At 44.2% G+C, this 24,486-nt stretch carries 24 protein-coding genes and 1 riboswitch; of the genes, 20 read left to right on the top strand and 4 right to left on the bottom strand.

Going from position 1 to position 24,486, the window contains the following annotated elements:
- The first annotated feature begins 170 nt into the window (after positions 1 to 170).
- From EV210_RS15955 to EV210_RS15985, 8 genes are all read left to right on the top strand, one after another.
- A complete protein-coding gene (locus EV210_RS15955; RefSeq protein ID WP_132082351.1) occupies positions 171 to 1,601 on the top strand; it encodes a sigma-54 interaction domain-containing protein in 1,431 nt (476 codons plus the stop codon).
- 167 nt (positions 1,602 to 1,768) lie between these two features.
- Positions 1,769 to 2,677 carry a glycyl-radical enzyme activating protein gene (locus tag EV210_RS15960; RefSeq protein ID WP_207900748.1) on the top strand — a complete coding sequence of 303 codons (909 nt, stop codon included), beginning with the start codon at positions 1,769 to 1,771 and terminating at the stop codon, positions 2,675 to 2,677.
- A 5-nt stretch (positions 2,678 to 2,682) separates the two neighbouring features.
- The gene (gene hypD, locus EV210_RS15965) at positions 2,683 to 5,055 is read left to right on the top strand and encodes a trans-4-hydroxy-L-proline dehydratase (protein WP_243650586.1); all 2,373 of its coding nucleotides are present in this window, start codon (positions 2,683 to 2,685) and stop codon (positions 5,053 to 5,055) included.
- A 139-nt stretch (positions 5,056 to 5,194) separates the two neighbouring features.
- Positions 5,195 to 6,643: a catalase gene (locus EV210_RS15970; RefSeq protein ID WP_132082352.1), complete on the top strand. Its 1,449-nt coding sequence runs from the start codon at positions 5,195 to 5,197 to the stop codon at positions 6,641 to 6,643.
- A gap of 162 nt (positions 6,644 to 6,805) precedes the next feature.
- On the top strand, positions 6,806 to 8,017 hold the full coding sequence (locus EV210_RS15975; RefSeq protein ID WP_243650597.1) for a capsular polysaccharide export protein, LipB/KpsS family: 1,212 nt from the start codon (positions 6,806 to 6,808) through the stop codon (positions 8,015 to 8,017).
- A 96-nt stretch (positions 8,018 to 8,113) separates the two neighbouring features.
- Positions 8,114 to 8,199: riboswitch (cyclic di-GMP riboswitch) on the top strand.
- A gap of 144 nt (positions 8,200 to 8,343) precedes the next feature.
- Positions 8,344 to 10,035: a methyl-accepting chemotaxis protein gene (locus EV210_RS15980; RefSeq protein WP_132082354.1), complete on the top strand. Its 1,692-nt coding sequence runs from the start codon at positions 8,344 to 8,346 to the stop codon at positions 10,033 to 10,035.
- Between the two features lie 480 nt (positions 10,036 to 10,515).
- Complete coding sequence (locus tag EV210_RS22720) at positions 10,516 to 10,677, top strand: hypothetical protein (RefSeq protein WP_165898932.1); 162 nt, start codon at positions 10,516 to 10,518, stop codon at positions 10,675 to 10,677.
- A gap of 28 nt (positions 10,678 to 10,705) precedes the next feature.
- Complete coding sequence (locus EV210_RS15985; RefSeq protein ID WP_207900749.1) at positions 10,706 to 11,833, top strand: sodium ion-translocating decarboxylase subunit beta; 1,128 nt, start codon at positions 10,706 to 10,708, stop codon at positions 11,831 to 11,833.
- An 8-nt stretch (positions 11,834 to 11,841) separates the two neighbouring features.
- On the opposite strand, the gene EV210_RS15990 is transcribed toward EV210_RS15985, so the two are convergent.
- A complete protein-coding gene (locus EV210_RS15990; protein WP_132082356.1) occupies positions 11,842 to 12,510 on the bottom strand; it encodes a DUF1836 domain-containing protein in 669 nt (222 codons plus the stop codon).
- Between the two features lie 74 nt (positions 12,511 to 12,584).
- Positions 12,585 to 12,842 (bottom strand): TfoX/Sxy family protein, encoded by a 258-nt coding sequence (locus tag EV210_RS15995; protein ID WP_132082357.1) that lies wholly within the window; start codon positions 12,840 to 12,842, stop codon positions 12,585 to 12,587.
- 325 nt (positions 12,843 to 13,167) lie between these two features.
- Here EV210_RS15995 and dapA point away from each other — a divergent pair, with 325 nt between their 5' ends.
- From dapA to EV210_RS16030, 7 genes are all read left to right on the top strand, one after another.
- Entirely contained in the window at positions 13,168 to 14,046 is an 879-nt protein-coding gene (dapA, locus tag EV210_RS16000) for a 4-hydroxy-tetrahydrodipicolinate synthase (RefSeq protein ID WP_132082358.1), read from the top strand.
- 141 nt (positions 14,047 to 14,187) lie between these two features.
- Positions 14,188 to 14,727, top strand: a complete 540-nt coding sequence (gene rbr / locus EV210_RS16005; RefSeq protein ID WP_132082359.1) for a rubrerythrin — start codon at positions 14,188 to 14,190, stop codon at positions 14,725 to 14,727.
- A gap of 261 nt (positions 14,728 to 14,988) precedes the next feature.
- Positions 14,989 to 16,392: an FAD-binding oxidoreductase gene (locus EV210_RS16010; RefSeq protein WP_132082360.1), complete on the top strand. Its 1,404-nt coding sequence runs from the start codon at positions 14,989 to 14,991 to the stop codon at positions 16,390 to 16,392.
- Positions 16,393 to 16,406: 14 nt separating this feature from the next.
- The gene (locus EV210_RS16015) at positions 16,407 to 16,874 is read left to right on the top strand and encodes a hypothetical protein (RefSeq protein WP_132082361.1); all 468 of its coding nucleotides are present in this window, start codon (positions 16,407 to 16,409) and stop codon (positions 16,872 to 16,874) included.
- A 46-nt stretch (positions 16,875 to 16,920) separates the two neighbouring features.
- The gene (locus EV210_RS16020) at positions 16,921 to 18,384 is read left to right on the top strand and encodes an Nramp family divalent metal transporter (RefSeq protein ID WP_165898933.1); all 1,464 of its coding nucleotides are present in this window, start codon (positions 16,921 to 16,923) and stop codon (positions 18,382 to 18,384) included.
- Positions 18,385 to 18,525: 141 nt separating this feature from the next.
- Positions 18,526 to 19,293, top strand: coding sequence for an IclR family transcriptional regulator (locus EV210_RS16025; protein WP_132082363.1), 768 nt, complete (start codon positions 18,526 to 18,528; stop codon positions 19,291 to 19,293).
- A 170-nt stretch (positions 19,294 to 19,463) separates the two neighbouring features.
- A complete protein-coding gene (locus EV210_RS16030) occupies positions 19,464 to 20,750 on the top strand; it encodes an MFS transporter (protein ID WP_243650587.1) in 1,287 nt (428 codons plus the stop codon).
- A 10-nt stretch (positions 20,751 to 20,760) separates the two neighbouring features.
- On the opposite strand, the gene EV210_RS16035 is transcribed toward EV210_RS16030, so the two are convergent.
- Together EV210_RS16035 and EV210_RS16040 are read right to left on the bottom strand one after the other, a co-directional pair.
- On the bottom strand, positions 20,761 to 22,113 hold the full coding sequence (locus tag EV210_RS16035) for a recombinase family protein (protein ID WP_132082365.1): 1,353 nt from the start codon (positions 22,111 to 22,113) through the stop codon (positions 20,761 to 20,763).
- Positions 22,114 to 22,263: 150 nt separating this feature from the next.
- Complete coding sequence (locus EV210_RS16040; protein ID WP_243650588.1) at positions 22,264 to 22,914, bottom strand: LexA family protein; 651 nt, start codon at positions 22,912 to 22,914, stop codon at positions 22,264 to 22,266.
- A 139-nt stretch (positions 22,915 to 23,053) separates the two neighbouring features.
- On the opposite strand from EV210_RS16040, the gene EV210_RS16045 reads away from it, so the two are divergent.
- From EV210_RS16045 to EV210_RS22895, 5 genes are all read left to right on the top strand, one after another.
- The gene (locus EV210_RS16045; RefSeq protein WP_132082366.1) at positions 23,054 to 23,308 is read left to right on the top strand and encodes a helix-turn-helix transcriptional regulator; all 255 of its coding nucleotides are present in this window, start codon (positions 23,054 to 23,056) and stop codon (positions 23,306 to 23,308) included.
- 15 nt (positions 23,309 to 23,323) lie between these two features.
- A complete protein-coding gene (locus EV210_RS22725) occupies positions 23,324 to 23,461 on the top strand; it encodes a hypothetical protein (protein ID WP_165898934.1) in 138 nt (45 codons plus the stop codon).
- A gap of 55 nt (positions 23,462 to 23,516) precedes the next feature.
- Positions 23,517 to 23,639 carry a hypothetical protein gene (locus EV210_RS23345; protein ID WP_279388510.1) on the top strand — a complete coding sequence of 41 codons (123 nt, stop codon included), beginning with the start codon at positions 23,517 to 23,519 and terminating at the stop codon, positions 23,637 to 23,639.
- 26 nt (positions 23,640 to 23,665) lie between these two features.
- Complete coding sequence (locus EV210_RS22730) at positions 23,666 to 23,821, top strand: hypothetical protein (RefSeq protein WP_165898935.1); 156 nt, start codon at positions 23,666 to 23,668, stop codon at positions 23,819 to 23,821.
- 113 nt (positions 23,822 to 23,934) lie between these two features.
- Positions 23,935 to 24,486, top strand: a 552-nt coding sequence (locus EV210_RS22895; protein WP_207900750.1) for a DUF7666 domain-containing protein, incomplete at its 3' end; no start/stop codon positions are given.

Consider the following 24,486-nt stretch of genomic DNA (forward strand, 5'->3'; position numbering starts at 1 on the left):
ATAGCTAAGGGAATAATCGGTAGTAAAAAACGGTAAAAACTTGAATTGCATACGATGATATAATGTCGAGGCCGCAATTCATTTTTAAAAACTAATTGGGGCCTTGCTGTTTTTATGTTAAAGTTAAATTATACAGTTCGAATTGAGACAATAAAGGGATGTGAACTGATATGGATTATAAATTACTGCTTGAATCGGTGTTAAAGCATTTGGATGAGGGCATTTTAGTCGTTGATAAAAACGCGGTTGTTACTTTCTATAATGAGCCAGCCACAAATATAGCGGGTATAACACAGGAGAAGGCTATCGGGAAAAACATCTTGGAAATTTTTCCTGAACTTACCCCGGAAAGCAGCACGTTTTACCGAGTGTTGCAAAATAAGCAGCCGATCATTGATTATGTACAAACCTATCAGAATTACCAGGGGGCAAAAGTATCTACCCTGACATCGACAATTCCACTCATGGAGCAGGGTGAAATTGTCGGTGCCTTGGAAATTTACCGGGATTTAACGCAGGTAAAAGAACTCTCGGAGAAAGTCCTGAACTTGCAATCGGAATTGTTTAAGAAAAAGCACGATGAAAAAGCGTATAAAGGAAATAGCGTTACTTATACATTCGAGGATATTATCGGCCAAAGCAGAGCGATAAAGGATGTAAAGCAAAGAGCACGCAAGATTGCCGACAGCGATTCACCGGTTTTGGTCTATGGAGAAACCGGTACAGGGAAAGAACTATTGGTTCAGGCGATTCATAATGGGGGTAAAAGGAAAAGTCAGCCGTTTATCGCTCAAAACTGTGCAGCATTACCAAATACGCTTTTGGATAGTATCTTATTTGGGACTACGTCAGGCAGCTTTACAGGCGCGAAAGATAAACCGGGGCTTTTTGAGCTTGCCCATGGCGGAACTTTATTTCTAGATGAAGTGAACTCCATGGATATGGAACTGCAGGGGAAACTGCTGCGTGTTTTACAGGACGGCGTTATCCGCAGAGTTGGCGGGACTAGTACGGTAGTTGTTGATGTCAGGATTATTGCGAGCACCAATGAACACCCGCTAAAAATGGTAGAGCAAAAGCTGCTCCGGAAAGACTTATATTACCGCTTAAATGTGATACCGTTGAATATTCCTGCATTGAAGGAGCGGAAAGAAGATATTGCGCTGCTTACCCGGCATTTTATTGCCATGTACAGCGGTAAAGTGGGCAGGCAGGTAGCGGATATATCTTCCGAAGCCTTACAGATTCTCCAGGCCTATCACTGGCCCGGCAATATCCGGGAATTGCAATACGCTATTGAAAGTATCATGAACTTCACGGAAAGCAATACAATTGATGTTGCTGATATTCCTCAGCATATAAGCTGCTCGTTATATACAGCAGCGCGTACGGCTGATGAATTTGCGGAAAATCCAATGATTACCTCCCTTGAGGCTAAGCTTAATGATTACGAAAAACAGATAATCAAACAGGCCATAAGGCAAGCGAACGGGAATGGCGCAAAGGCTGCGAGACTATTAAGCATGCCACGGCAGACCTTGCATAATAAGATGAGAAAGCATAATATCAGCTGGGAAATCATGATTAATGACAGCCGATGATAGCTTGACTTTGTCCCTAAAATGAGACGATGTTCCGATCTTTCGTCTTAAATTAGGGACATTTTATATTATTAGCACATGATAGTGAAGGATGCCTGGCTTTGGCCGGGTAAGAATTTTTGGCATGTTTATTGCAATAGATACGGATAAGTACAAGGGAATTGTAGGTGATTAAGATAACAGGAACGGTGTTTAATATTCAAAAATACTCCATACATGATGGACCGGGCATCCGCACAACCGTTTTTTTAAAAGGCTGTCCCTTAGCCTGTTTGTGGTGTCATAATCCGGAAAGCATTGCGCTCAGGCCGGAAATTATTTTTTGGGACAATAAATGCATTAGCTGCACAGACTGCATCAAAATTTGTCCACAGGAAGCGATGCAGGTTGGGCAGCAAACGGTAAGAAAAGAAACAGCGAACTGTATTGGCTGTGAAGCTTGTGTCGAAGTCTGCCCCACGGGGGCTATCGAGCAGGTTGGCAGAAAAATGACGGAAGCTGAGGTACTGAAAGAAATTGAAAAAGACAGGGTGTTTTATGAAGAATCGGGCGGCGGTGTCACGTTTTCCGGGGGAGAATGCTTGATGCAGCCGGAGTTTCTCACCGCTCTTCTTACTGTCTGTAAAGCAAGGGGGCTTCATACTGCTGTAGATACCTCAGGATATGCTTCCTGGCAGACAATTGCCGGACTAAAAGATGCGGTAGATCTGTTTTTGTATGACTTGAAGCTGATGGATGAGGAACAGCACCGAAAGTATACCGGCGTATCCAATAAACTGATACTGGCAAATCTGCAGAAGCTTGCTAAGCTTGGTAAGCCTATTTGGATCCGGGTTCCAGTCATCCCGGGCATAAATGATGATGATGCGAATTTACAAGCGATGGGCGCCTTCCTGTTTTCGCTGCAGCTTCGCGATGTTTTTTTACTACCCTATCATGGCATTGCTGCGAATAAATATATGAGGCTGGGCAGAGACTATCAGCTTTCCGCCCTGGAGCCTCCGTCACCTAAGCAAATGGAGGCAATGCAGCTAGGCTTACGGACATTTGGTTTAAATGTACAAATTGGAGGTTGATTGAAGTGGTAAAAGAGATGAATGACAGGATCAAAAAACTGCGGGAGCAGAGTGTCAATACTGTTCCCCGGTTATCAATTGAACGAGCCAAGTTGGTGACGGAAGCCTATAAAAAGTATGCCGGCAAGGTTTCCATTCCAGTACTTCGGGCTTTGACCTTTCAATATGTGCTGGAGCATAAGACAATTTGTATTAACGAGGGTGAGCTGATTGTTGGTGAGCGGGGAACAGGACCGCAGGAAGCACCTACCTATCCTGAGCTATGCTGCCATACAGTTGAAGATTTTGATATAATGGATAAGCGGGATAAAATCTTTTTTAGAGCCAGTGAGGAAACGAAACGGATCCAACAGGAAGAAATTATCCCGTTTTGGAGCGGCAAAGCGATTCGTGATCTTATGTTCAATCACATGACATCTGACTGGAAAGACTGCTACGAAGCGGGTATTTATACGGAGTTTATGGAACAAAGAGCTCCGGGACATACGGTTGCTGGGGGAAAAATATATCAAAAAGGATTTCTTGACTTTAAAAAAGAGATTGAGCAGCAATTACAGGCACTGGATTATCAGAACGATGCGGAGGCTTTTGATAAACAAGAAGAATTAAAAGCGATGGCCATTTGCTGTGACGCGATTATTACTTTTGCACACAGGCATGCTGAAAAAGCGAAGGCATTAGCCCAAACCGAAACTGATCCGGTAAGGCGAACAGAACTATCGGCGATTGCTGAGGTTTGCAGTCATGTACCGGCTCATGCGCCAAGAACGTTCCGGGAAGCCTTGCAGACATACTGGTTTGTTCACTTAAGCGTAATAACCGAATTAAATACATGGGATTCTTTTTGCCCAGGCAAGTTAGACCTTCATCTCTATCCTTTCTATGAAAGAGAAGTCAGGGAAGGAAGTCTGACAAAGTCTCAAGCGAAAGAATTACTGCAATGTTTCTGGATCAAGTTTAATAACCAGCCTGCACCGCCCAAGGTAGGCATTACCCTGCAGGAAAGTGCCACCTATACGGATTTTTGCAATATTAATATCGGAGGTATCAAGCCTGATGGCAGCGATGGCGTCAATGACGTATCCTATCTGCTGCTGGATACTGTTGAGGAGATGGAACTGCTTCAGCCTAGCACTAATGTGCAAATCAGCCGGAAAAATCCGGATCAATTTGTGCTTAGGGCGGCAGAGGTAATCCGGGCCGGTATGGGCTTCCCGTCTGTCTTTAATACGGATGCCGTTTTGGAGGAACTGCTTCGTCAGGGAAAAAGTCTTGAAGATGCCCGCGGGGGCGGAACAAGCGGTTGTGTAGAGGTAGGCTGCTTTGGTAAAGAGGCGTATATCCTGACAGGCTATTTGAATTTGGTAAAGATACTGGAAATAACGTTGTACAACGGAATTGATCCGAAGACCGGTAAAAAAATTGGTCTGGAAACAGGTCAGGCAGCAGAGTTCAATTCTCTAAAGGAACTATTGGCAGCGTACAAACAGCAAATTGCCCATTTCGTAGATATTAAAATCAGAGGAAACAATATCATTGAAACGCTGTATGCGAAATATATGCCTTCGCCCTTTTTGTCCATCGTAATTGACGACTGCATTGCCAACGGCAAGGATTACAATGCTGGCGGAGCGAGGTATAACTCGCGTTACATCCAGGGTGTTGGTATCGGCAGTATTACCGACAGCTTGTCGGCAATTGAATATCATGTGTATGATAAAAAGAAGCTGTCCATGAAAGAACTATTAGCAGCGTTGGAAGTAGATTTTGCCGGACAGGAAAAAGTACGCCAGCTTCTTTTGAATAAGACGCCAAAGTATGGCAATGACGATGATTATGCCGATGCAATTATGCTGCAGGTATTTGAAATTTTTCATGAAGTTGTGAATGGAAGGCGTACGCCAACTGGTGGAACTTATCGGATTGAAATGCTGCCCACTACCTGCCATGTCTATTTTGGCTCTGTTATTGGGGCTACCCCTGACGGCAGGAATGCCGGGCGGCCGCTTTCTGAAGGAATTTCCCCCGTGCAGGGAGCAGATAAAAACGGTCCTACGGCAGTCATTAAATCTGCTGCCAAAATGGATCAGCTGCGGACAGGCGGTGCATTGCTGAATCAAAAGTTTACCCCACAGGTTGTGCATGGTGAGTCTGGTCTTAGAAAATTAAAGGATTTAATTCGGGCATACTTTAGACTGGATGGTCATCATATTCAATTTAATATTGTCGATGCCGATACGCTGCGCGAGGCGCAAAAGGAGCCGGAGAAATATAATAATCTTATTGTCCGGGTTGCAGGCTACAGTGATTACTTTAATAATTTGACCAAAGCTTTGCAGGATGAAATCATCGAGAGAACAGAACATAAGGATTTTTAAACAAGAACGGGACTCAGGCGCATGTAAATGTACTGAATCCCGTTTTAATTTCTCTCAAATCAAGGTCTTATTTCTGCTTCTAAGTAATTCTAACAGCCATATACTTTTAGCAGGAAATTGCGGAGTTGGGGGAAGAGAAATGGACAAACGCTATCTTACCACAAATCAGGGAGCACCTGTACCAGATGACCAGCACTCGTTGACCGTGGGAGAACGGGGACCGATGTTGTTTGAGGATATTATTTTCCTGGAAAAGATTGCTCATTTTGACAGAGAGAGAATTCCCGAAAGAGTCCTTCATGCCAAAGGTGCCGGTGCTTTTGGCTTTTTTGTACCCTATAAAACAATGGCAGCATATACAAAAGCCGATTTTTTGCAAAGCCCTGAGAAGAAAACTCCCGTGTTTGTCCGTTTTTCTCTGGCAGGAGATTCTTTGGGCGGGGCTGATACGGTAAGAGATATCCGGGGATTTGCGGTAAAGTTTTACACGGATCAAGGAAATTACGATCTGGTTGGCAATCATATTCCTGTATTTCCTATCCGCGATCCACTGCAATTCCCCGATCTAGTTCATGCTTTAAAGCCTGATCCGGTCACCAATGTCCGGGGCGGAATAATTGCCGCCAGCCGTTTCTGGGACTTTATGTCGTTAAGGCCGGAATCGATGAATTTTCTTACCTATTTGTTCTCCGATACCGGCACTGTGAAAAGTTATCGAACCATCCAGGGATTTGGCGTCAACACCTATAAGTGGGTGAATTTGCGCGGAGAAGAAGTATATGTTAAATACCATTGGGAGCCCTGCGCAGGTGTGGCGACAATAGACAGTAAGACGGCAGCACGGCTTGCCGGAGCAGATCCTGACGTAGCACGGCGGGACTTATTCGACACGATTGAAGCCGGGCATGCGGTAGAGTTTGAGCTGCGTGTACAACTGTTAAAGGTTGAAGAAGAATGTAATTTACCCTTTGACCCGCTCGATCCAACTCATATCTGGCCGGAAGAGATGTTTCCCCTGATGCCGGTGGGCAGGATGGTGCTGAATCAAAATCCCGGCAATTTTTTTGTTGATGTAGAGCAGGCCGCGTTTGCTCCGGCAGCGCTTGTACCCGGCATTGAGTTTTCTAATGACAGAATTCTGCAAGGGCGGATTTTTGCTTATGGCGATACGCAAAGGCACCGTATCGGTGTTAACTATTTGCAGCTTCCGACGAATATGCCCCGCAGGCCGATTGACAACAAAATGCAGGCAGGAGCGATGCAGAGGCTGTATAGCGAAGGGGTGGCAAACTATTTACCCAACACGATAGGGGGAGGAACACCGGTTGAGACGCCGGAGACAGGCAGAGAGGTCTGCCGTTTTATATCAGGAACAATTGCTAGAAAAGAACCAGCAGGCGACGATTTTTATCAGGCCAGATGCAGATACCGGAATATGTCCGCGATAGAAAAAGAGCATTTGGTCGCAAACTTTGCTGAAGCGTTGAGTCCGGTCTATGAACCAATCAAAAGAAGGATGCTGGATCTTTTCATGAGGACCGATAAAGAGCTAGGCAGTCGAATCGCTCAGAATTTACAGTCAATGTAAATAAGGCGAACCTGTACTTCCGGCTTTTATTTGCCAGAGACGTTTACCATGCTTAACGATTGCCGTATAAATAACAGGAGAAGAGTTATTCTAAGAACGTCCTTTAATAGAAACTAGGGGATTAAGCAGGCAATCTTTTCGGGAGATGATCATTTGCAGCAAGTGGAGAAGCAGTCTATTTTATTTGTAGCTTTAAACCGGCATCAAAGACAATATTTTCAGCAGCTGGGAGCTGTCCTAAGCTGCTTCTATGATGTTCATCACATTTATTACGGCTTATCGGATTTTTCCGGTGCACTAATCAAGCCTGCGCTGCCGGAAGCAGTTGCATTTACTGAGCAAGAAATGGCAGATATTATCCGCTTTCTGCTGATCAAGGGAAAAAAACGCAATTTCACAGGCATCCGCGGCTGGCTGCACTCACAAACCGTCCTCGAAAGCAGAGCCTGTTTTGCAACCCGGCATTTTTATCACTATATGTGCCGTACACCGGTTGAGCTTGTCTGCGTCTGGAATGGGATTAATCTTCCGCTGGCATGTGCGGCGCGAGTGGCGAAAAAAATGGGAAAAAAGACGCTGTTTTTTGAAAATGGCTATCTGCATAACACTACTACCCTGGATCCCAACGGGGTTAATTATCGAAGCAGCTTAGTAAATCGCTCACGTTCTTTTTATGATGCAGTCGTTATACAGGAGCAGCAGCTCGCTCAAATTTATCATACTGTACCGGCAGGCCGGGGATTAAAAACAAAATGGTATCAGAGCCTGGGCACTACGCAGAAGCACCTGCCGGAGGAAATTGCGCTGCCAAAGAAGTTTATTTTTCTACCTTTCCAGGTTCAAGACGATACACAGGTATTGCTGTACTCCCCCGAAATCCGGTCTATGAGCGAGCTTGTTCGTTGCGTGGTAAAAGGGGTAAAAGAGTTTAACCAAAGACATCAGGAAGATATATGGATTATTGCCAAAGAGCATCCTTCTGATTTTGGGAGGGTCGATTATTCTGCTTTGAAAGAAGCATATAAGCAGGAAAAAATCCTGTTTTTACAGTTCTATCCAACACCGGAGTTAATTGCCCGTTCCACAGGAATTATTACGTTAAATTCAACTGTAGGGATTGAAGCGTTACTCCAGCATAAACCGGTTATAACGCTGGGAAATTCTTTTTACAATATAGACGGCTTAGTCTGCCATGTTATGCAGCCCGATCAATTAGGGCGCTATATACCTTTTATTTTTGCAGAACCTGATCATCAGCTGATTGATAAATTTTTAATCTATTTACGTTACGTTTATTTGACAGAGGGGTCGTGGCGGCAGCCAGATGAGCGGCACTTTGCAAGTGTAATCCAGAAAGTGCGAGAGTTATTATAATATTATAATAACTGTTATTTATTAATTAAAAATTTAATTAAACGAGAGGAATTTGCTGATGCTCAGAGAACTATTAACAACAAAAGTGAATAGTGTATCCTAGATCGGCAAACTTAACGAAAGTTAAGGACGCAAAGCTATGGGACTAACGATTTTATATCAATGTCTGCCAGGTTGCTATATGAGTCTGTTCATATACAAGCTGGTTTTTTTATGTTTTCACCTGAGCCCCCAAGGCTTGGGGGGCAAGCTAAGTCTTTTCTAATGAGAGGGGAGGGCAAGTTAATTAGTTAGCCGGTTAATGATAAATAGGAGAGGAAGATAGTATGCGCAGATTACCAATAGTTGCTCAGTTAGCAGGAATGTTTTTAGTTGCTATCTCTTTTATGCTGCTTTTGCTTGGTTTTGTTGCCTATCAGTATACGAAAGCAAGCGATACATATGAGAATCTAATCACTCATACTTCCGTGAATATGCTGCTGCTCACCAAGGCACAAGATGGTATGCATTCGGGGATTGCCGACTTGCGCGGCTTTATGGCCTATTCAGTTGGCAGCTATGAGCAGCAAGCCAGAAAGGAATTTGAGGATAGCCAACAAGAGTTAAAATCTTTTGTAGCAGGCGTAAAGAATCCCGAAGTCAAGACTGAGGCTGTGAAATTGGAAAAGATGATGAATGACTACAGCCTGAAAATGGGACAGCTGCTGGATGCTAAAAAAGCCAATGATCCTGCCTTCAACACGCTGCTGGCGGAAGGACGAAACTTATCCCAGCAGATTGATCAGCAATTTGAAAGAACACTTGATCTCGAAGAGAAATTTCTTAAAATATCAACTGATCAGTTGCTGCAGGAGCAAAAGGTGACAAAAAGAATTGTTGTTATTTTGAGTGCGGTAATTGTGATCCTTGTTAGTATCCTGGCTTTTTGGTACAGCCGGTATATGGCCAAACGCTTAAACCGTGTTCGGGATGAAATGGGTAAAATCAGTCGGTTTGACCTGACAAACACTGCTTGTCAGCAGACCTCGATTAATGATGAAATCAGCGATATGACAGCTGCAATGGCTGAAATGAAGAATGCCCTTCGCTCCTTGGTTATTCATATCCGTCAAAACTCTGAGTCGCTGGCGGCTGCCAGCCAGGAGTTAAGCGCTACTGTTGAGGAACAATTGCGGGCAGCCGAAGTTATATCCAACTCGATTGCTGAGGTTGCCAGCGGCTCTGCCCTCAATACTAATAACCTTACGGAGATGTCCCATACCATCCAGGAGCTTTCGGCAAGTGCTCAGGAAATGAGTGCCAATGCATTTGAGGTTAATGGAAACACCCAAAATGCTGTTGATGAAGCAGGGCAGGGAATGAATTTACTGACCCGGATTGTGACGCAAAATGAAACGGTTGCCGAATCCATGCAAAGTATTACCAAGGCAGCTGATTCCTTGGCGCAAGGGTCGGAGAATATCCGTGAAATTGTTACTGTTATTCAGAGCCTGGCCGGGCAGACGAACCTTCTGGCACTGAATGCCGCCATTGAGGCTGCACGTGCAGGTGAGGCTGGCAGAGGTTTTGCCGTAGTTGCCGAAGAGGTGCGTAAGCTTGCCGAACAAAGTGCCGAAGCTACCCGCCATATAGGCGACATTATAAACAAAATGACGGCTGACATTGATTATGCCGTATTACACGTAAGTAGAGGCAACAGTGAAGTTGAAGCGGGCAAGCAAGTTGCCTTCAATACGCAAACCGGCTTTAGTGTTATCATCGAAAAGCTGAACAAAGTAAGGACGGTAGTTGGGCAAATCACAGTGGCAATTGAAGAAACGGCCACAGGCACGCAGGCTATGGTAGGCAACATTCAAAACATTAGTGCTGTTGCCGAACAAACGGTCGCTGGTGCGCAGACCGTTGCGGCTGCATCTCAAGAACAAAGTGCCAGTATGCATGAAATAAACAGTAATGCCGAATCGTTAGCAAAAATGGCGGAAGAATTGAATACGATAATTAGTAAGTTCCGGCTCTAGTCAGGCATGAAGCTGCAGCTTGCATGAAAAAATTCATTGTAAGCTAACCGGGTCTGTGATATGATCAAATTACAAGTTATTCTATATTCACGCCAACAATTTAATATTGTGGCGGCAAGTGTATATAAGGCAGATCGGTAAGGTGCTACCACCCTATCGCAAAGCCAAATACAAGCCGTGCAGTTACAGTCTGCTGTTTTAAGCGGCAGTAGATGAAAGTATTCTACACCTGGTTTGTTTTGATTATCAAAACAAACCAGGTGTTCTTATTTTTCATTCCTTTAAACCAGATCAAGTAGTATGAAATACTATCTGGCGCTGTTTTGGCAAAAGGATGACATCATTAACAAGGAGGGGACGCGAGGTATAGAACACGATAATGCATAGAGTTCATGTATACAATGTATTGTATACACAATACACAAACAAGCTGCAACTACATGAGGCAGGCCTGGTAACGAATGAGAAGGAGGGGTTTATATGACTGTAACAGACTCAATGGAAGGTGCGATCATTCTAAGTGTTGTTGACTTTTTCCTGAGTATTATTATTATTTGGGGCATCAGCCTTGTTTTGAACTTTTTTCCACAATTAAATAAGCTGGGGAAAATCGATGAAGACAAACTGACCAACGGTCATTAAAAATAGAGAAAGGCGGGATAAAAATATTATGGAACAAATAACTTCGCTAATGGTATCACTGGCTGAGCAGACGGGGCTTGCTCAGCTATGGTGGGGAAACGTGGTTATGATTTTGGTAGGCGCAGGGATGATTTATCTTGCGCTCGCTAAAAAATACGAACCATTTCTCTTGCTGGGAATTGGATTTTCCTGTATTGTCGCCAATGTTCCCGGATCGGATCTAACTCAGCCGGGAGGCTTGTTCTATTATGCCTTCCGCGGAGTAGAGCTTGTTATTATTCCGCCATTAATTTTTCTGGGTGTAGGTGCGATGACCGATTTTGGACCCATGATTGCTAATCCCAGCTTGATGATTCTTGGTGCCGCGGCCCATTTGGGAATTTTTATTGCTGTAATTGGCGCTAAAGCGTTAGGATTTACGCTGGCAGAGGCAGGCGCGATTGGCATTATTGGCGGTGCTGACGGCCCGATGGCAATTTTTGTTACGATGAAGCTGGCACCACACTTGCTGCCGCAGATTACAGTCGCCGCTTATTCTTATATGGCGTTGATGCCGCTTATTCAGCCGCCAATCATGAAGCTGCTGACAACGCCGGAAGAGCGGCAGATTATGATGACTCAGGCGCGGGAAGTAAGCCGCCTGGAGAGAATTGCTTTCCCTTTCGTTATCGCGATATTAGTGAATTTTCTGCTGCCGCCGGTAGCGCCGCTGATAACGATGCTGATGCTGGGGAATATGCTGCGAGAGGTACTGATTGTTGACCGGCTTGCCGGTACTGCTGCCAACGATTTGATGAATGTTATTACCATCATTTTAACAGTTGCCGTAGGGTCGACCATGGCTGCCGAACGCTTCTTGACGCTAGCCACACTTCAGATCATTTTGCTGGGGCTTGTTGCTTTCATGGGGGGAACTGCTTCAGGAATTATTGCGGCAAAAATTATGAATAAATGCAGTGGCGGCAAAATTAATCCCTTAATCGGCTCAGCTGGAATTGCCTCTGTACCCATTGCCGCGCGCGTATCTCATGTTGTCGCTTTGCGGGAAAATCGCTCTAACTTTCTCATTATGCATGCTATGGGACCTAACTTAGCCGGAGTATTTGGAACCGCCATTAGCGGGGGAATCATGCTGGCTCTGCTTGGAGTAAAATAGCGTCAGTCTTATTTCAAATCCCGTGGGTTTTGTCCGAAAACGCTGTCAAGATCAATATTATAGGCCATCCTGGTAAGCTCATCTGAAGTAGCCGGGTTAGTAAAATAGCCTTCAATAATCAGCTCAGCAACTTTCTTGGAAAGATCAGCCTGTGCAATGAGCACCAGTACGGTTAGGAAAAGACGGGCAACATGATTGGCTTCACCTTCTAAATGGGATGTTAGATTTGTAATAAACGACAGCTTGTTGGAAAAGTTTTCACCAAACTCGGTCAGATAGTTTTCAGTGAGGTCCAGATAGGTTGTGTAAATATCTTCAAGCGGGATAAGGTCATCCTCGGGAGTGTTGATGTCTTGTAAAACAGGAGCAAATAATTGCTTAATATCACTAATTGATAAAATCCCTTTTAGGTGGTAAATAAGGATTAGCAGCATCATATGCTGCTTGGAATATTTTTTGTTTTTTGGCGGAATCAGCAAGCGGTCTTTGGTGTAGTTATTAATCATTGTTTTCGTAAATATCGGCGTATCTGCTGTTTTACCTGGCGAATCCAGGCGCTGATTAAGGAATGTCAACATCTGCTCCATGTATAATTCAATATCCGGAATAGTTTCTATTCTGATTTCGTGGGACTCGCGAATTCGCTTTACTAGTTCTGATAAAGCGGCCTTTTCCATTAGATGCACCTCATAACCATGTATATATACTAAATTTGTTTACTTTAGTATTTTACCATATTTGAGGGACAGGGCTACTCTTTTCGGTTTTGAAAAAAACGCTTCAGCTCTTTTTTTCGCTCTTCCGGTAAGGTATGCCAGCGATGTCCCTGGATAGCTCCCTCGAGTGCATACAGCTTATGCAAACAGGCCGTGGGATCAACTTTTGTCAGCTTTATAAAGGCTGACTGACTGCCCAGCTTTTGCAACGTAGCTGGTGAGTCGATCCCGGCAGTAAGTAATAGCTTTTCCAATGTGATTCCTATATTAGGCATTTGGGATAACTTTTTCATTCGCTGCCTCCTTACTGTTCTTGTTCGGTAACTGCATTCGTGTTTGTTATTAAATTCCCTTTCCGGCATGCCTCCAATAGCTAAAATATAGCGAAGAATTTAATTAATCCACTGCAAGGGTTATAGCGAGTAATAGAATCGCTTCAGCGGCAGTACCCATGCTCGGCAGTTATGGCGGCGGTGCTGAACTCGATTAGAAGAAAGTTTAAAGTAAACTACAAGAAGTGCTTCTAAGGCAGCAGGAATTACTCTTCTGCAGGGAGAAGATACCCATAACTTACCTGAAAACATGCTGTAGTAAATAGAACTAAAAGGCGGTTAATGTATGAAGAGACCATTATTTGTTGGGTCGGCAGTAGCAATTGTAACTCCCTTTACTGACGCAGGTGTCGATTACCAGGCGTTGGCTGAGTTGATTGAATTTCAAATTAAAGGCGGCTCGGATGCGATTGTTGTCTGTGGGACCACCGGGGAAGCCTCCACGATGCCTGACGAAGAACATATTGCTGTTATTAAGTTTGCTGTGGAGCAAATTAACAAACGTGTTCCTGTTATTGCCGGAACCGGCAGTAATGATACACGCCATGCCATTGAATTATCACAAGCGGCTGAAGCAGTTGGAGCTGACGCTTTATTGTCGGTTACCCCCTATTACAATAAAGCAATGCAAAAAGGACTGTACGAGCACTTTAAAATGATCGCCAATAATGTTAAAGTACCAATTGTCCTTTATAATGTACCCAGCCGGACAAACTTAAATTTAAATCCTGATACGATTAAAGCGTTAGCCGAAATTGATAACATTGTTGCCGTCAAAGAATGCAACCTTGGCCAAGTTGGCGATATTGTCAATACCTGCGGCGAGGATTTTACCGTTTATTCCGGTGACGATAATATGGTTCTGCCTGTACTATCGCTAGGCGGCAAAGGGGTTATTTCCGTTATGGCTAATATTATCCCTAAGGACACGCATGATATGGTGGCCAAGTTTTTTGCAGGCGATATTAAGGGTTCCATCCAACTACAGCTGCAAACCTTAAACCTGATAAAAGCAATATTCAGCGAGGTTAATCCGATTCCCATCAAGGCAGCGGTAAATCTGCTGGGCTATCGAGCCGGCCGATGCCGCATGCCGTTGACCGAAATAAGTGAACAGAACCTGGAAGCTCTGCGCCGCGAGATGAAGGCTTACGGCTTGCTATGATTGTGGAATAGTGGCCTCCTGTTCTTTTAGAGAGCAGGAGGCCATATTTTTACGAAAATTTCAGGAGCAATTGGCAGGAAATATTTATTATTCTATCGAAATTTATATCGTTATGGAAATAGTTAGCTGGAGGGATTTGTAATGAGCAAGGACTTAAAAGGTACAAAAACAGAAGAAAACTTAAAAACGGCTTTTGCCGGTGAATCTATGGCCAGAAATAAGTATGCCTATTTTGCCGCTGTGGCGAAAAAAGAGGGATATGAAGCAATCTCGGCAACCTTTATGGAAACCGCTGACAACGAGGCTGCCCATGCTAAAATTTGGTTTAATTTACTCGGCGGAATTGGTGACACGAAAGCAAATTTAAAGAAAGCCGCTGAAGGTGAAAACGAAGAGTGGACCAGCATGTATAAAGAATTTGCCGAAACTGCCCAGGCTGAAGGCTTTACTGATATTGCAGGCTTATTTAAGCGGGTAGGACAAATTGAAAAAGAACATGAAGAGCGCTATAAAGAATTGCTTGCTAATGTTGAGAATGGAACTGTGTTTAGCAAACCAGAAAAACAAACCTGGCGCTGTAGAGTGTGCGGCCATCGTCATGAAGGCCCCAATGCACCGCTGGTCTGCCCAACTTGTAAACATCCGCAGGCATTTTTTGAAATTGTATATCAAAACTATTAATTGCCTGCTGGTATAAAGGCAACTCCTGCTAATCTAATGGATTAGCAGGAGTTTTTTGTTTTTGAATTTCTAATCAGTTGCTATTTCCTGCTTAAGTCAAACTGAAAAATAAAAAAATACGAATATTCTAAACAGTGAACTGAATTCATATATATGAATCAAATTAATTGGAATGGTTATATCGAAAACGTGGAACTGAGTTCATATATAAGAACTGCAATTTAAAACAAAAGCAGTGCAGATAGTTGTGGAGGGGATTGGATGAAACAATACAACCAGTGTAATGAACGGATTATCGCTGAACTAAAGAGAACTGTAGGTGAGAAGAATGTAATTACCGCTAAGGATTTGTTAATCCCCTACAGCCAGGATGAAGTTACGGATGAGCGATATCATCATTTGCCGGAAGCAGCAGTTTTTCCGCAAAACCGGGAACAGGTAGCCGAAGTCGTCAAGCTGGCAAACAAGGAAAATATCCCGGTTACGCCACGGGGGGCAGGAACTGGACTGGCAGCCGGTGCTGTTCCCTTGTATGGCGGAATCGTATTGTCCCTGGAAAAAATGAATCGCATTCTGGAAGTCAACCATGAACATCTATATATGATCGTTGAACCAGGAGTGAGGACGCAGGATGTTCAGAAAGCAGCCGCTGATGCGGGGCTGCTGTATGCGGGAGATCCGTCAAGCGGCGATAACTGCCTGATCGGGGGCAATATTGCCACCAATGCCGGTGGCAATAAAGCGGTTAAATACGGTACTACCCGCCAGCAGGTTTATGCTATTGAAGTGGTTACTCCTACAGGGGAAATTACAGAATTAGGCGGTCTGCTGAATAAGAGCACCTCCGGCTACAGCCTGGAGCAATTGATTATCGGCTCCGAAGGAACACTGGGAATTATTACGCAGGCTACGATTAAGCTTGTGCCTCTTAAACAATATAAGCTGGATCTGCTTGCTGTCTTTTCCGATGCGGAAGCTGCAATTGCAACGGTCTATAAGCTGATAAAGGCGGGGGTTGATCCCACTTCGCTGGAGTACATGGACAATGAAGCCATTAATGTCTGTGCCCGGTATTTGAAAGAGGCCTACCCTTATCAACAGGCAGGTAATTATCTGATTATCACGATTGAAACTGATACTCAAGAGGAGCTGGATACAAAAGCGGGCCGGATTGATGAAATATGCAATGCAAATGGGGCAGTTGCCGTACTTGTTCCCGATGCAAAAAAAATCTGGGCTGCCCGCCGGGCCTTTGGCGATGCCAACCGGGAGGAATGCTATATCCATAGTCCCGAGGATATGGTGGTGCCTGTCCGGCAGCTGCCCGGTGCGATGAAGCAGTTTATGCAAATATGCAGGAACCATCAGGCTGTGGGCAGAGTGGTTGCGCATGCGGGGGATGGCAATGTACACCTGACGATTATGCAGGGAGATATTGCTGCTGAAGACTGGCCTGTCAGAATTGATGAAATCGTAAACGATTTGTTAGCTTTTACCTATAGCATTGGCGGGCGGATGTCGGGAGAACACGGAGTGGGTTCAAAACGAAAAAAATGGATGCATAAGTTTGCCGATCCCATTCAATTGAAAATGATGCAGGCAATTAAAGCGGCCTTGGACCCTAATGGGATTCTGAATCCCGGAACGATATTTGACCTCGAATGAAGGAAGTGAATAACGTGTTCGCAGCGATAAGAAAGAAACCGGGAGGGCAATTGCTTGCTCAGGGGACAGCGGCCGTGGGATTTACTGTTTTGTCAGTTCTGGCGATTGCCGGGGACAATGTAGTTTTTGGTCCTTTGTTTTTGCTGCTTGCCGTGTATTACCTGAAAAAATTGCTAAAAGAACCCACTAATGATCTGAATGAGCAGCAGAACGCATGCTGCAGTACCGGCGATCCGGATGCAGCTAAAACTGAGCTAATGCAAATGCTTACCTATTATAAGCGGCTTTTGCAAAACTGGCAGTGGATTGCTGTGTTTGGCTGGAGTCTGTCGGCAGTACTGTTGATTTACGCTCCTAGTCCGGTAATTGTCGTTACGGCCGGCTTGGCGGCTTACTCTACCTATGCCTTTATCCGCTGCCGCCAGGCTGTGCGGCGTATCGAGACATCACCGGCATTGGGCGGGAAAGGAGGAGTTTATTGAAGGTTTTCCGTTCATGGGGAGTAGCGAAAAAAATGGAGGTGAAGTTATGTCCGATGGTAAAACGACGAAAAACGGTCAACAGCCCCGCGAGGCATTATTCAGCTATCCAGAACCGGACCGGAAGCTTCTCTTAGGCTGGAAGGGCTTGCTGGGATTTCTTGGCCCAGGCGTGATTCTGGCATCGGCAACTGTCGGTTCGGGAGAAGTTTTCTTTGCACCCCGCGGTGCGGCAATTTTTGGCTACGGCATCCTCTGGTGCCTTGTTCTGGGGGCATTGTCTAAAGGATTTATGTCGTATACCGGCACCCGGTATATTGTCCTAACCGGTGAGCACCCCATAACCCGCTGGGGGCATATTTTTCCTGGGCCTAAGAACTGGTTTCCGGTCTTGCTCGGTATTCTGGCAGTTCTCAGTATGCCGTCGTGGGTAGGCGGTGTGGCAAACCTGCTGGCAAATATGACCATGTACTTAACCGGAGGTTCCCTATCTATCCCCCTGTGGGCCACTATCTATATCCTTGGTACACTGGTGGTCGTTGCATCAGGCACGTATCAGCATGTAGAAACAACGCAGACATATATTGTTATTACGAAAGTTCTTACTTCTTTCATTGCCCTTTTTGCCGTAAATCCTGATTGGGGCCAGCTACTGGCAGGGCTTATACCGAGTTTTCCCAGCTATGAAGCGTGGGTTTCTGCCAAGTACCCGGCTGTTGCTGCCAGAAGTATCGGTATGGAAATGGTGGCATATGTAGGTGCTATTGGCGGCGGGACATATGACTATATCGGTTATGTGGGCCTGTACCGCAATAAAGGCTGGGGAGCAATGGGACTCCCTAACCACAAAGAGATTGAGGAAAAACTGCGTGTTACGGAAGGTCAGTTTAACCTGCCGTCAGGAAAGGCAGAGGTTGCCAAAGCGAATACCTGGCTGCGGGCTGCGCAAATTGACACCATTGTAAGCTTTGGCACATTATTGCTAATTACAGTTGTATTTACGGCTCTAGGTGCAGCCGTGCTTCATACGGAACAGCTGATTCCTTCCGGCATGAAGCTGCTGGAATATCAAAGTGCATTTTTGACGGTAGTTCATCCCGGTCTGGTTTATCTCTATTGGCTGGCAGTCTGGTGTGCTTTGTGGGGTGTTTTATCCAGTATCTTTGAGCTGTATCCGTCTACCTGCTATGAAGCCTTCCGGACTGCTTCCGGCTGGGTCCGCGCGAAAGGGAAAAGCGGTATAGCCAAATATGTATGGGTATACATGTGCCTTGGCGGACTGGCGTATAACTGGGCCGGCTTTAATGTGGTAACAATTGTAATGGTGGGATCCATCCTGGGCGGCGCCTTATCCTGTGGGTTGTGGTGTCTGGCCCAGATCTACGCTGAACGGAAAGTTCTGCCGCCGGAATATCGAATGGCACCCTGGGTAGTTTGCTGCGTAGCGGTGTCAGGTGTATTTTTGATTGCCATGGCAGTTTTCTCTGTACTTGATCAGTTCAAATTAATTTAGTTTTGCCCTGCTGTAAAACAGGCTGCGGCAAACTTCGGCCGCTCGTTTTACAGCCTAGTGGGAATTCCACAAGGAAAAATATGGAAAATGAAGAAATAAATGCGGTAGTGTTTGAAAATCGGTAAGAGAAAGAGGCCTTCTATGAGTGGAAAAAAGACGCTGGTTAAATCTGCTTCACGAGTGCTGGATATAATTGAATATATTGTGAATAGTGCCAAACCGCCGACCTTTACGGCTATTCAGGAATCACTCGATATTCCCAAAAGTTCGCTGTCTTATTTGCTGCAGGATTTGCTTGCCCGGGAATATATTCATTGCGACAGTGCTGCAAAAGTGTATTATCCGGGCTTAAAACTGATTCAGGTGAGTGCTGCCTGCATCAATAATACGGATATCACAAAAGAAATCAGCTTGGTTACGAAAAAGTTGAGTGATGAGCTGGGCGAGACTACGCATGCCGGCATACTGGAAGGCCGTTTTGTCGTCTATATTGCGAAATGCCATGGCGAAAAAGAACTGAGTGCTGTGCGAACGATTGGTTTTAAAATTCCTGCCCATGCCACAGGGATCGGAAAGGTACTGTTAGCGGCACTGCCGGAAGCAGAGGTAAAGCGGCTTTTAGACGGAATTGAGCTTGAACAGTATACGCAAAACACAATTACCTCCGAAGAATTATTGCTAAATGAATTAAAAAAGGTTGCCAATCAGGGCTTTGCGGTTGATGATCAGGAAATCATTCCGGGAGGGATCTGTATTGCTGCTCCTATTTATGATAAGGAGCATAAAACAATAGCTGCCCTGAGCGTTACCATTCCGGTGATCCGAATAGCAAGTGACAGCATGGGGACTTTGATTGGAAAAGTTCAGGCAGCGGCAAAGACTGCCTCAGGCCGGCTCGGCAAAGTGTAAGGAATACGAAAGCTTCGTGCAGCTTTGGAGACAGTACGAAGCTTTCGTAAAAAAACTGAAAAATCAGTCTTTTAAAAGATAAATAGCCTGGTTATTTGTTTTGAATTTCATGAACTTCGTTCATATATGAGAACAAAGAATGTGGTTTGAAGTTAAGGGAGGGTATGAGTATGGAATCTGCCGATAGCAAAGAACTTGCCAATTTGGCAATGGATAAGGCTCAAAGAAAACTTGTACCGTTTATTCTGCTCATGTATGTACTGGCATTTCTCGATCGTGCCAATATTGGTTTTGCCAAGCAGGCACTGCAAATGGATACAGGACTTTCGGATGCTGCCTTTGCCCTGGGGGCAGGGATCTTTTTTCTGGGTTATGCCGTTTTTGAAGTCCCCAGCAATATTATCATGCATTATGTTGGTGCGCGAGTCTGGCTGGCCCGTATTATGATCAGCTGGGGGGTAATTGCGGCAGCCTTTGCTTATGCAACTACAGAAACCTCTTTCCTGGTTTTACGGGTCTTGCTGGGAATCGCAGAAGCCGGATTTTTTCCAGGGATTATTTATTATCTAACCTTTTGGTTCAGCTCGCGCCGCCGCAGCTCGGTAATGGGATTCTTTTACTTTGGCGCACCCCTGTCGTTTATTTTAGGATCACCGTTGTCGGGGCTGCTGCTTGATATGGATGGGATGCTGGGCTTGCACGGCTGGCAGTGGATGTTTGCCGTCGAAGGCATCTTAGCGTCAATTGTGGGGATTTGGGCTTTGAGCTATCTTGTTGACAAGCCGCAGCAAGCTCAGTGGATTCCGGAACCGGAGAGAATGGCATTAATCGCTGAACTGGCAGAGGAAAATGCCGGCAAGCTGAAAGAACAGGCCAGTGCGGTAAGCGTTCTTGGTAATGCGAAAGTCTGGTACCTTTGTGCCATTTATTTTATGATTCAAATCAGCGTATATGGTGTTACATTCTACCTGCCAACGCAAGTTGCCGGATTTTTAGGGAAAAAGGTAGGCTTTACCGTTGGGCTGGTCAGTGCAATCCCCTGGCTATGTGCTTTGGCCGCTAATGCCACAATTCCCCGGTATTCGGATCGCTCCGGCAAACGCGGCAGCTTGGCGGCTGTGCTGATGACCTGTGCCGGGATAGGTGTATATGCCTCAGCAACCAATTATCCGCTTATCGGCGTTTTGGCATTATGCGTAGCATCGGCCGGTTACTTTTCCTGCCAGCCTATATTCTGGACGTTGCCTACCCGCTTTTTAAGCGGTGTGGGAGCAGCCAGTGCCATTGCGCTCATTAATTCAATCGGAAATTTAGGCGGCTTTGTGGCTCCGAATTTACGGGTATGGGCGGAGCAAACCTTTCATAGTTCTTCAGCCGGGCTGTATGCGCTGGGGTCAGCCTCGTTCGTATGTGCGTTGCTCCTGCTGCTGTCAGTTCCGTTAGGTTTAGATTCCTAAGTAAAACATTTTAGGAAAAAATAATTTGAGGTTTTAATGTTACAGGGTCAAAGTGAATTTGCTTAATTATACTACGCCAAAGTGTTTGTTTTTCGAAACGGCTTAATTCTGTATAAATTATACTCACATCTTTACCAAGGAAGGATTTTAGTGCATTAATATCTATTTTTTTTTGGACTTGTTTTGTGTCTAGTCTTTTTAATCTCATGGATAAATCCTCATATTCATACTTATAAGTGTGTTTATCTATGAGGTCATCAAGATAAAGATCTTTTAATTTTTCCATTCTATTTCGTATTTTTTCACGTTCATTGGCCATGGTTGTTTTAGGGGTATTATTTTCTTTTATTTCATGATAAGCAATGAAGTCGCTAAGCTGCTGCTCAATATTTGAGAGCAAAAAAGTGTCGAGTTTTTTTTCTCCTATTATTTTATTGAAAGTACAAATCTTATTTATGTAATGCCTATTGCAACGATAAACGTAAGATATGCTTCCATTTGAATGAACTGTTTTTGAAGATATAAGTTTCTGCCCACACTCTGGGCAAATAAGTAGACCAGTATAGACATATGTTGTCCGGGATTTATTTGATCGAATGTTTTTCTTTAGTATAACTTGAATAGTGTCGAATACAGCACGATCAACAATGGGTTCGCAAAAATTCTCTACACCACGATGCTCTCCAATGTAAATTCTTTTCTTTAACATTCTAACAATAGTATTGTGCATAAAATGAATACCGAATGTATCTTTAATATACGTTATGGTTGCAGAAATATTTTGGTGTTTTAAAGTAAAGCTGAATATTTCACGTACTATTTCGGCTTTCTCTGGGACAATAACCAATTTTTTCTTTTCAATTTTGTAACCAAAAGCCGTTTTTCCGCTTAATACTTCCCCTTTTTGAACTTTACTTGCAAATACGAACTTAATGCGTTCAGAGGTTCGATCTGCTTCGTCTTGTGCTACTGACAGCATGATATTGATATGCAAACGTCCGGAAGCAGTACTGGTATCATAATTTTCGTGAATGGTTTTCCAATTAACATTATGTTTTTCAAGAATGTCCTGGATTTTGTAATAATCACGAACACTTCTAAACCAGCGATCTAATTTTATAAACAGGATAATATCTATGTTGCCAGCTTGAACGTCTTCCAACATTCGCATGAATTCTTTCCGTTTAGTATATCGTTTCCTGGCTGTATACCCTTCATCCATGTAATAGTCAACAATATGTAAGTTGTTTTTCTGAGCATATTCTGTCAATGCCTGTTTTTGAGCTTCAATAGAGTACCCGTGCAGTACTTGTTCTTCACGACTTACCCTAATATAAAGAGCGGCTCTGAGCATTTTGGGCATAAAAAATAGACCTCCTTGAAATAAGTGGTTTTTCAGAGGTCAATCGGTTATAATATTATTGGGTTGGTGCCGATTGACCAGTTTGGTTATTGGTACCTCAGACTGCTTGGTGTTGGCGCACCGGGCAGTCTTTTTATTTTTATGTATTGATCATATAGTAATAACAATTCTTTTAAGCTTGCCTACAATTCGGCAATCCCCGTGTTTAGGATCATAGATAATAGGAGGAAACGCAGGGTTCTCTGATTGCAAGACAATTGTTCCGTTCTTTTTATAAACTCGTTTCAAATAAACACGATCATCATTCATATCACCTATTGTTACTGCAGCAATTTCGCCGTTTTCAACTTCGGGCTGTCTCCGAATAAGTGCAAGATCACCGTGCTGAATGCGAGCATTGATCATACTGTCACCGATAACTCTAGAATAAAAGTATTCACCGCCATTTAGCCACGATTTAGGTGTTGGTTCATATCCTTCGATATCTTCGTAGGCGAGTGAGCCATTACCACAAGAAACACGGCCAACTATAGGAAGATTGATAGTTTGGCTGTCTTCACCATCAATTAGACGATTATTAGGCTGTCTTTCTTCTATTAGATCAGATTTTTGAATACCGAAGTAATTAGCCAGCATTTCGATTTTATCAATGCGCGGATATTTATTTCCATTCACCCAGTCGGTAAAAGTAGAATATTTAAAATTTAAATCTGTACAAATATCATTTCTGTCTTTTCCATACTTGTCCATATAAAATTTAAGATTCTTAGACATGATTTCTTTATTGCCTAATCCGCTCATTATTATCCCCCTGAAACTTAATGATCTAATTATATGCTTATGTCGTAAAAAATTCAATATTTATTTTTAAAATTACGCTTTTGGGGTTGACTCAACGCTTAAAGCGTTTTATAATTTGTTTAAGACAGGAGGTGATTGTATGAAAATAGGGTTAAAAGCTGCTCGTGTAAATAAGGATTTAACACAAGGTGAAGCTGCTAAAAAGATTGGCGTGTCTAAAGATACTATTAGTAATTGGGAACGTGGGAAGTCCTACCCGGATGCTATATGTATAAAAGAAATAGAGAATGTATACGGCGTAAATTACAACGATCTTATTTTTTTACCCAAGAACAACGCTTTAAGCGTTAGTGGAGCTTTTGTTTCTAGGGTAAGAAAGAAAAGCTCGACATGAAAGCGAGGTGAAAACATGCCGGGTAAAAAGGAAGTCAATTGTTTAGATGTGCAAAAGTTTTTTGAAACATTAGCCCAGATTGTCGGAGATCGGGAAGGCGTGGAAATTAAGGTTATAACTATCAAAGAAAGATCGTCAGAAAAATCAGCGTGAATTTCGACTTTCTTTCGCTTACAAACAGATAACCCATTGAAAGGAGGTGAACCTGTTGGAGTGCATCGGGATTGTGCTGGCATTGGCAGTCATCATTTGCGCGAGAGCAATACCTCGCAAAACGCGGGAGTATTGGGAACTGGTTAATGTCCGTACAAAAGAAAAACGCCGTGTATAATCGGCGAGAAAGGAGGGACGAGCTTCATGTATGACAGCTTCATTGCATTGCTTTGCGATGGTGATAGCACAGGTAGAAAATTATTCTGGAACGCTTTTAATTTGGAAGATCTAGAGATCTTAGCAGCAGAAAAGGAAAAGGCCGCTGCTACCAACAGCGACCAATTCAGAACACACCAATAATACCTTAATCATGATTATACCACTATCATTTTAAAACTGTCAAAAGGGCAGTTAACCCCCTAATACCTAGTATGGTCATTAAATATCCGTTTTATACGAGGAGAGTGTTAAAAATGATCAAGGGATATAAAGGCTATGACAAAAATCTGCAATGCAGAAAGTTTCAATACGCTATCGGTCAGGAGTATCAAGAAGAAGTTGCCAGAGCCTGCGACAAAGGCTTCCACTTCTGCGAGAATCCTTTAGATGTATTTAATTACTACGCGCCCGCAGATAGCCGCTATACCGAAGTAGAAGGCAGTGGCAGTTTTGACCGTGATAATGCTGATTCGAAAGTTGCTTGCACACATATTCGTATTGGTGCTGAGATTGGCCTGAACGGGCTTTTGTCAGCTGGGGTAAAGTTTATCCTGGATCGTGTTGATTGGTCAACTCAAAAGGAATCCAACACCGGCGATTACTCCGCGGCCACCAACACCGGCAATCGCTCCGCGGCCACCAACACCGGCAATCGCTCCGCGGCCACCAACACCGGCTATCAGTCCGCGGCCACCAACACCGGCGATTACTCCGCGGCCACCAACACCGGCAATCGCTCCGCGGCCACCAACACCGGCTATCAGTCCGCGGCCACCAACACCGGCGATTACTCCGCGGCCACCAAC

The sequence above is a fragment of the Anaerospora hongkongensis genome (assembly GCF_004339805.1).
Classification (GTDB): Bacteria; Bacillota; Negativicutes; order Sporomusales; family DSM-15969; genus Anaerospora; species Anaerospora hongkongensis.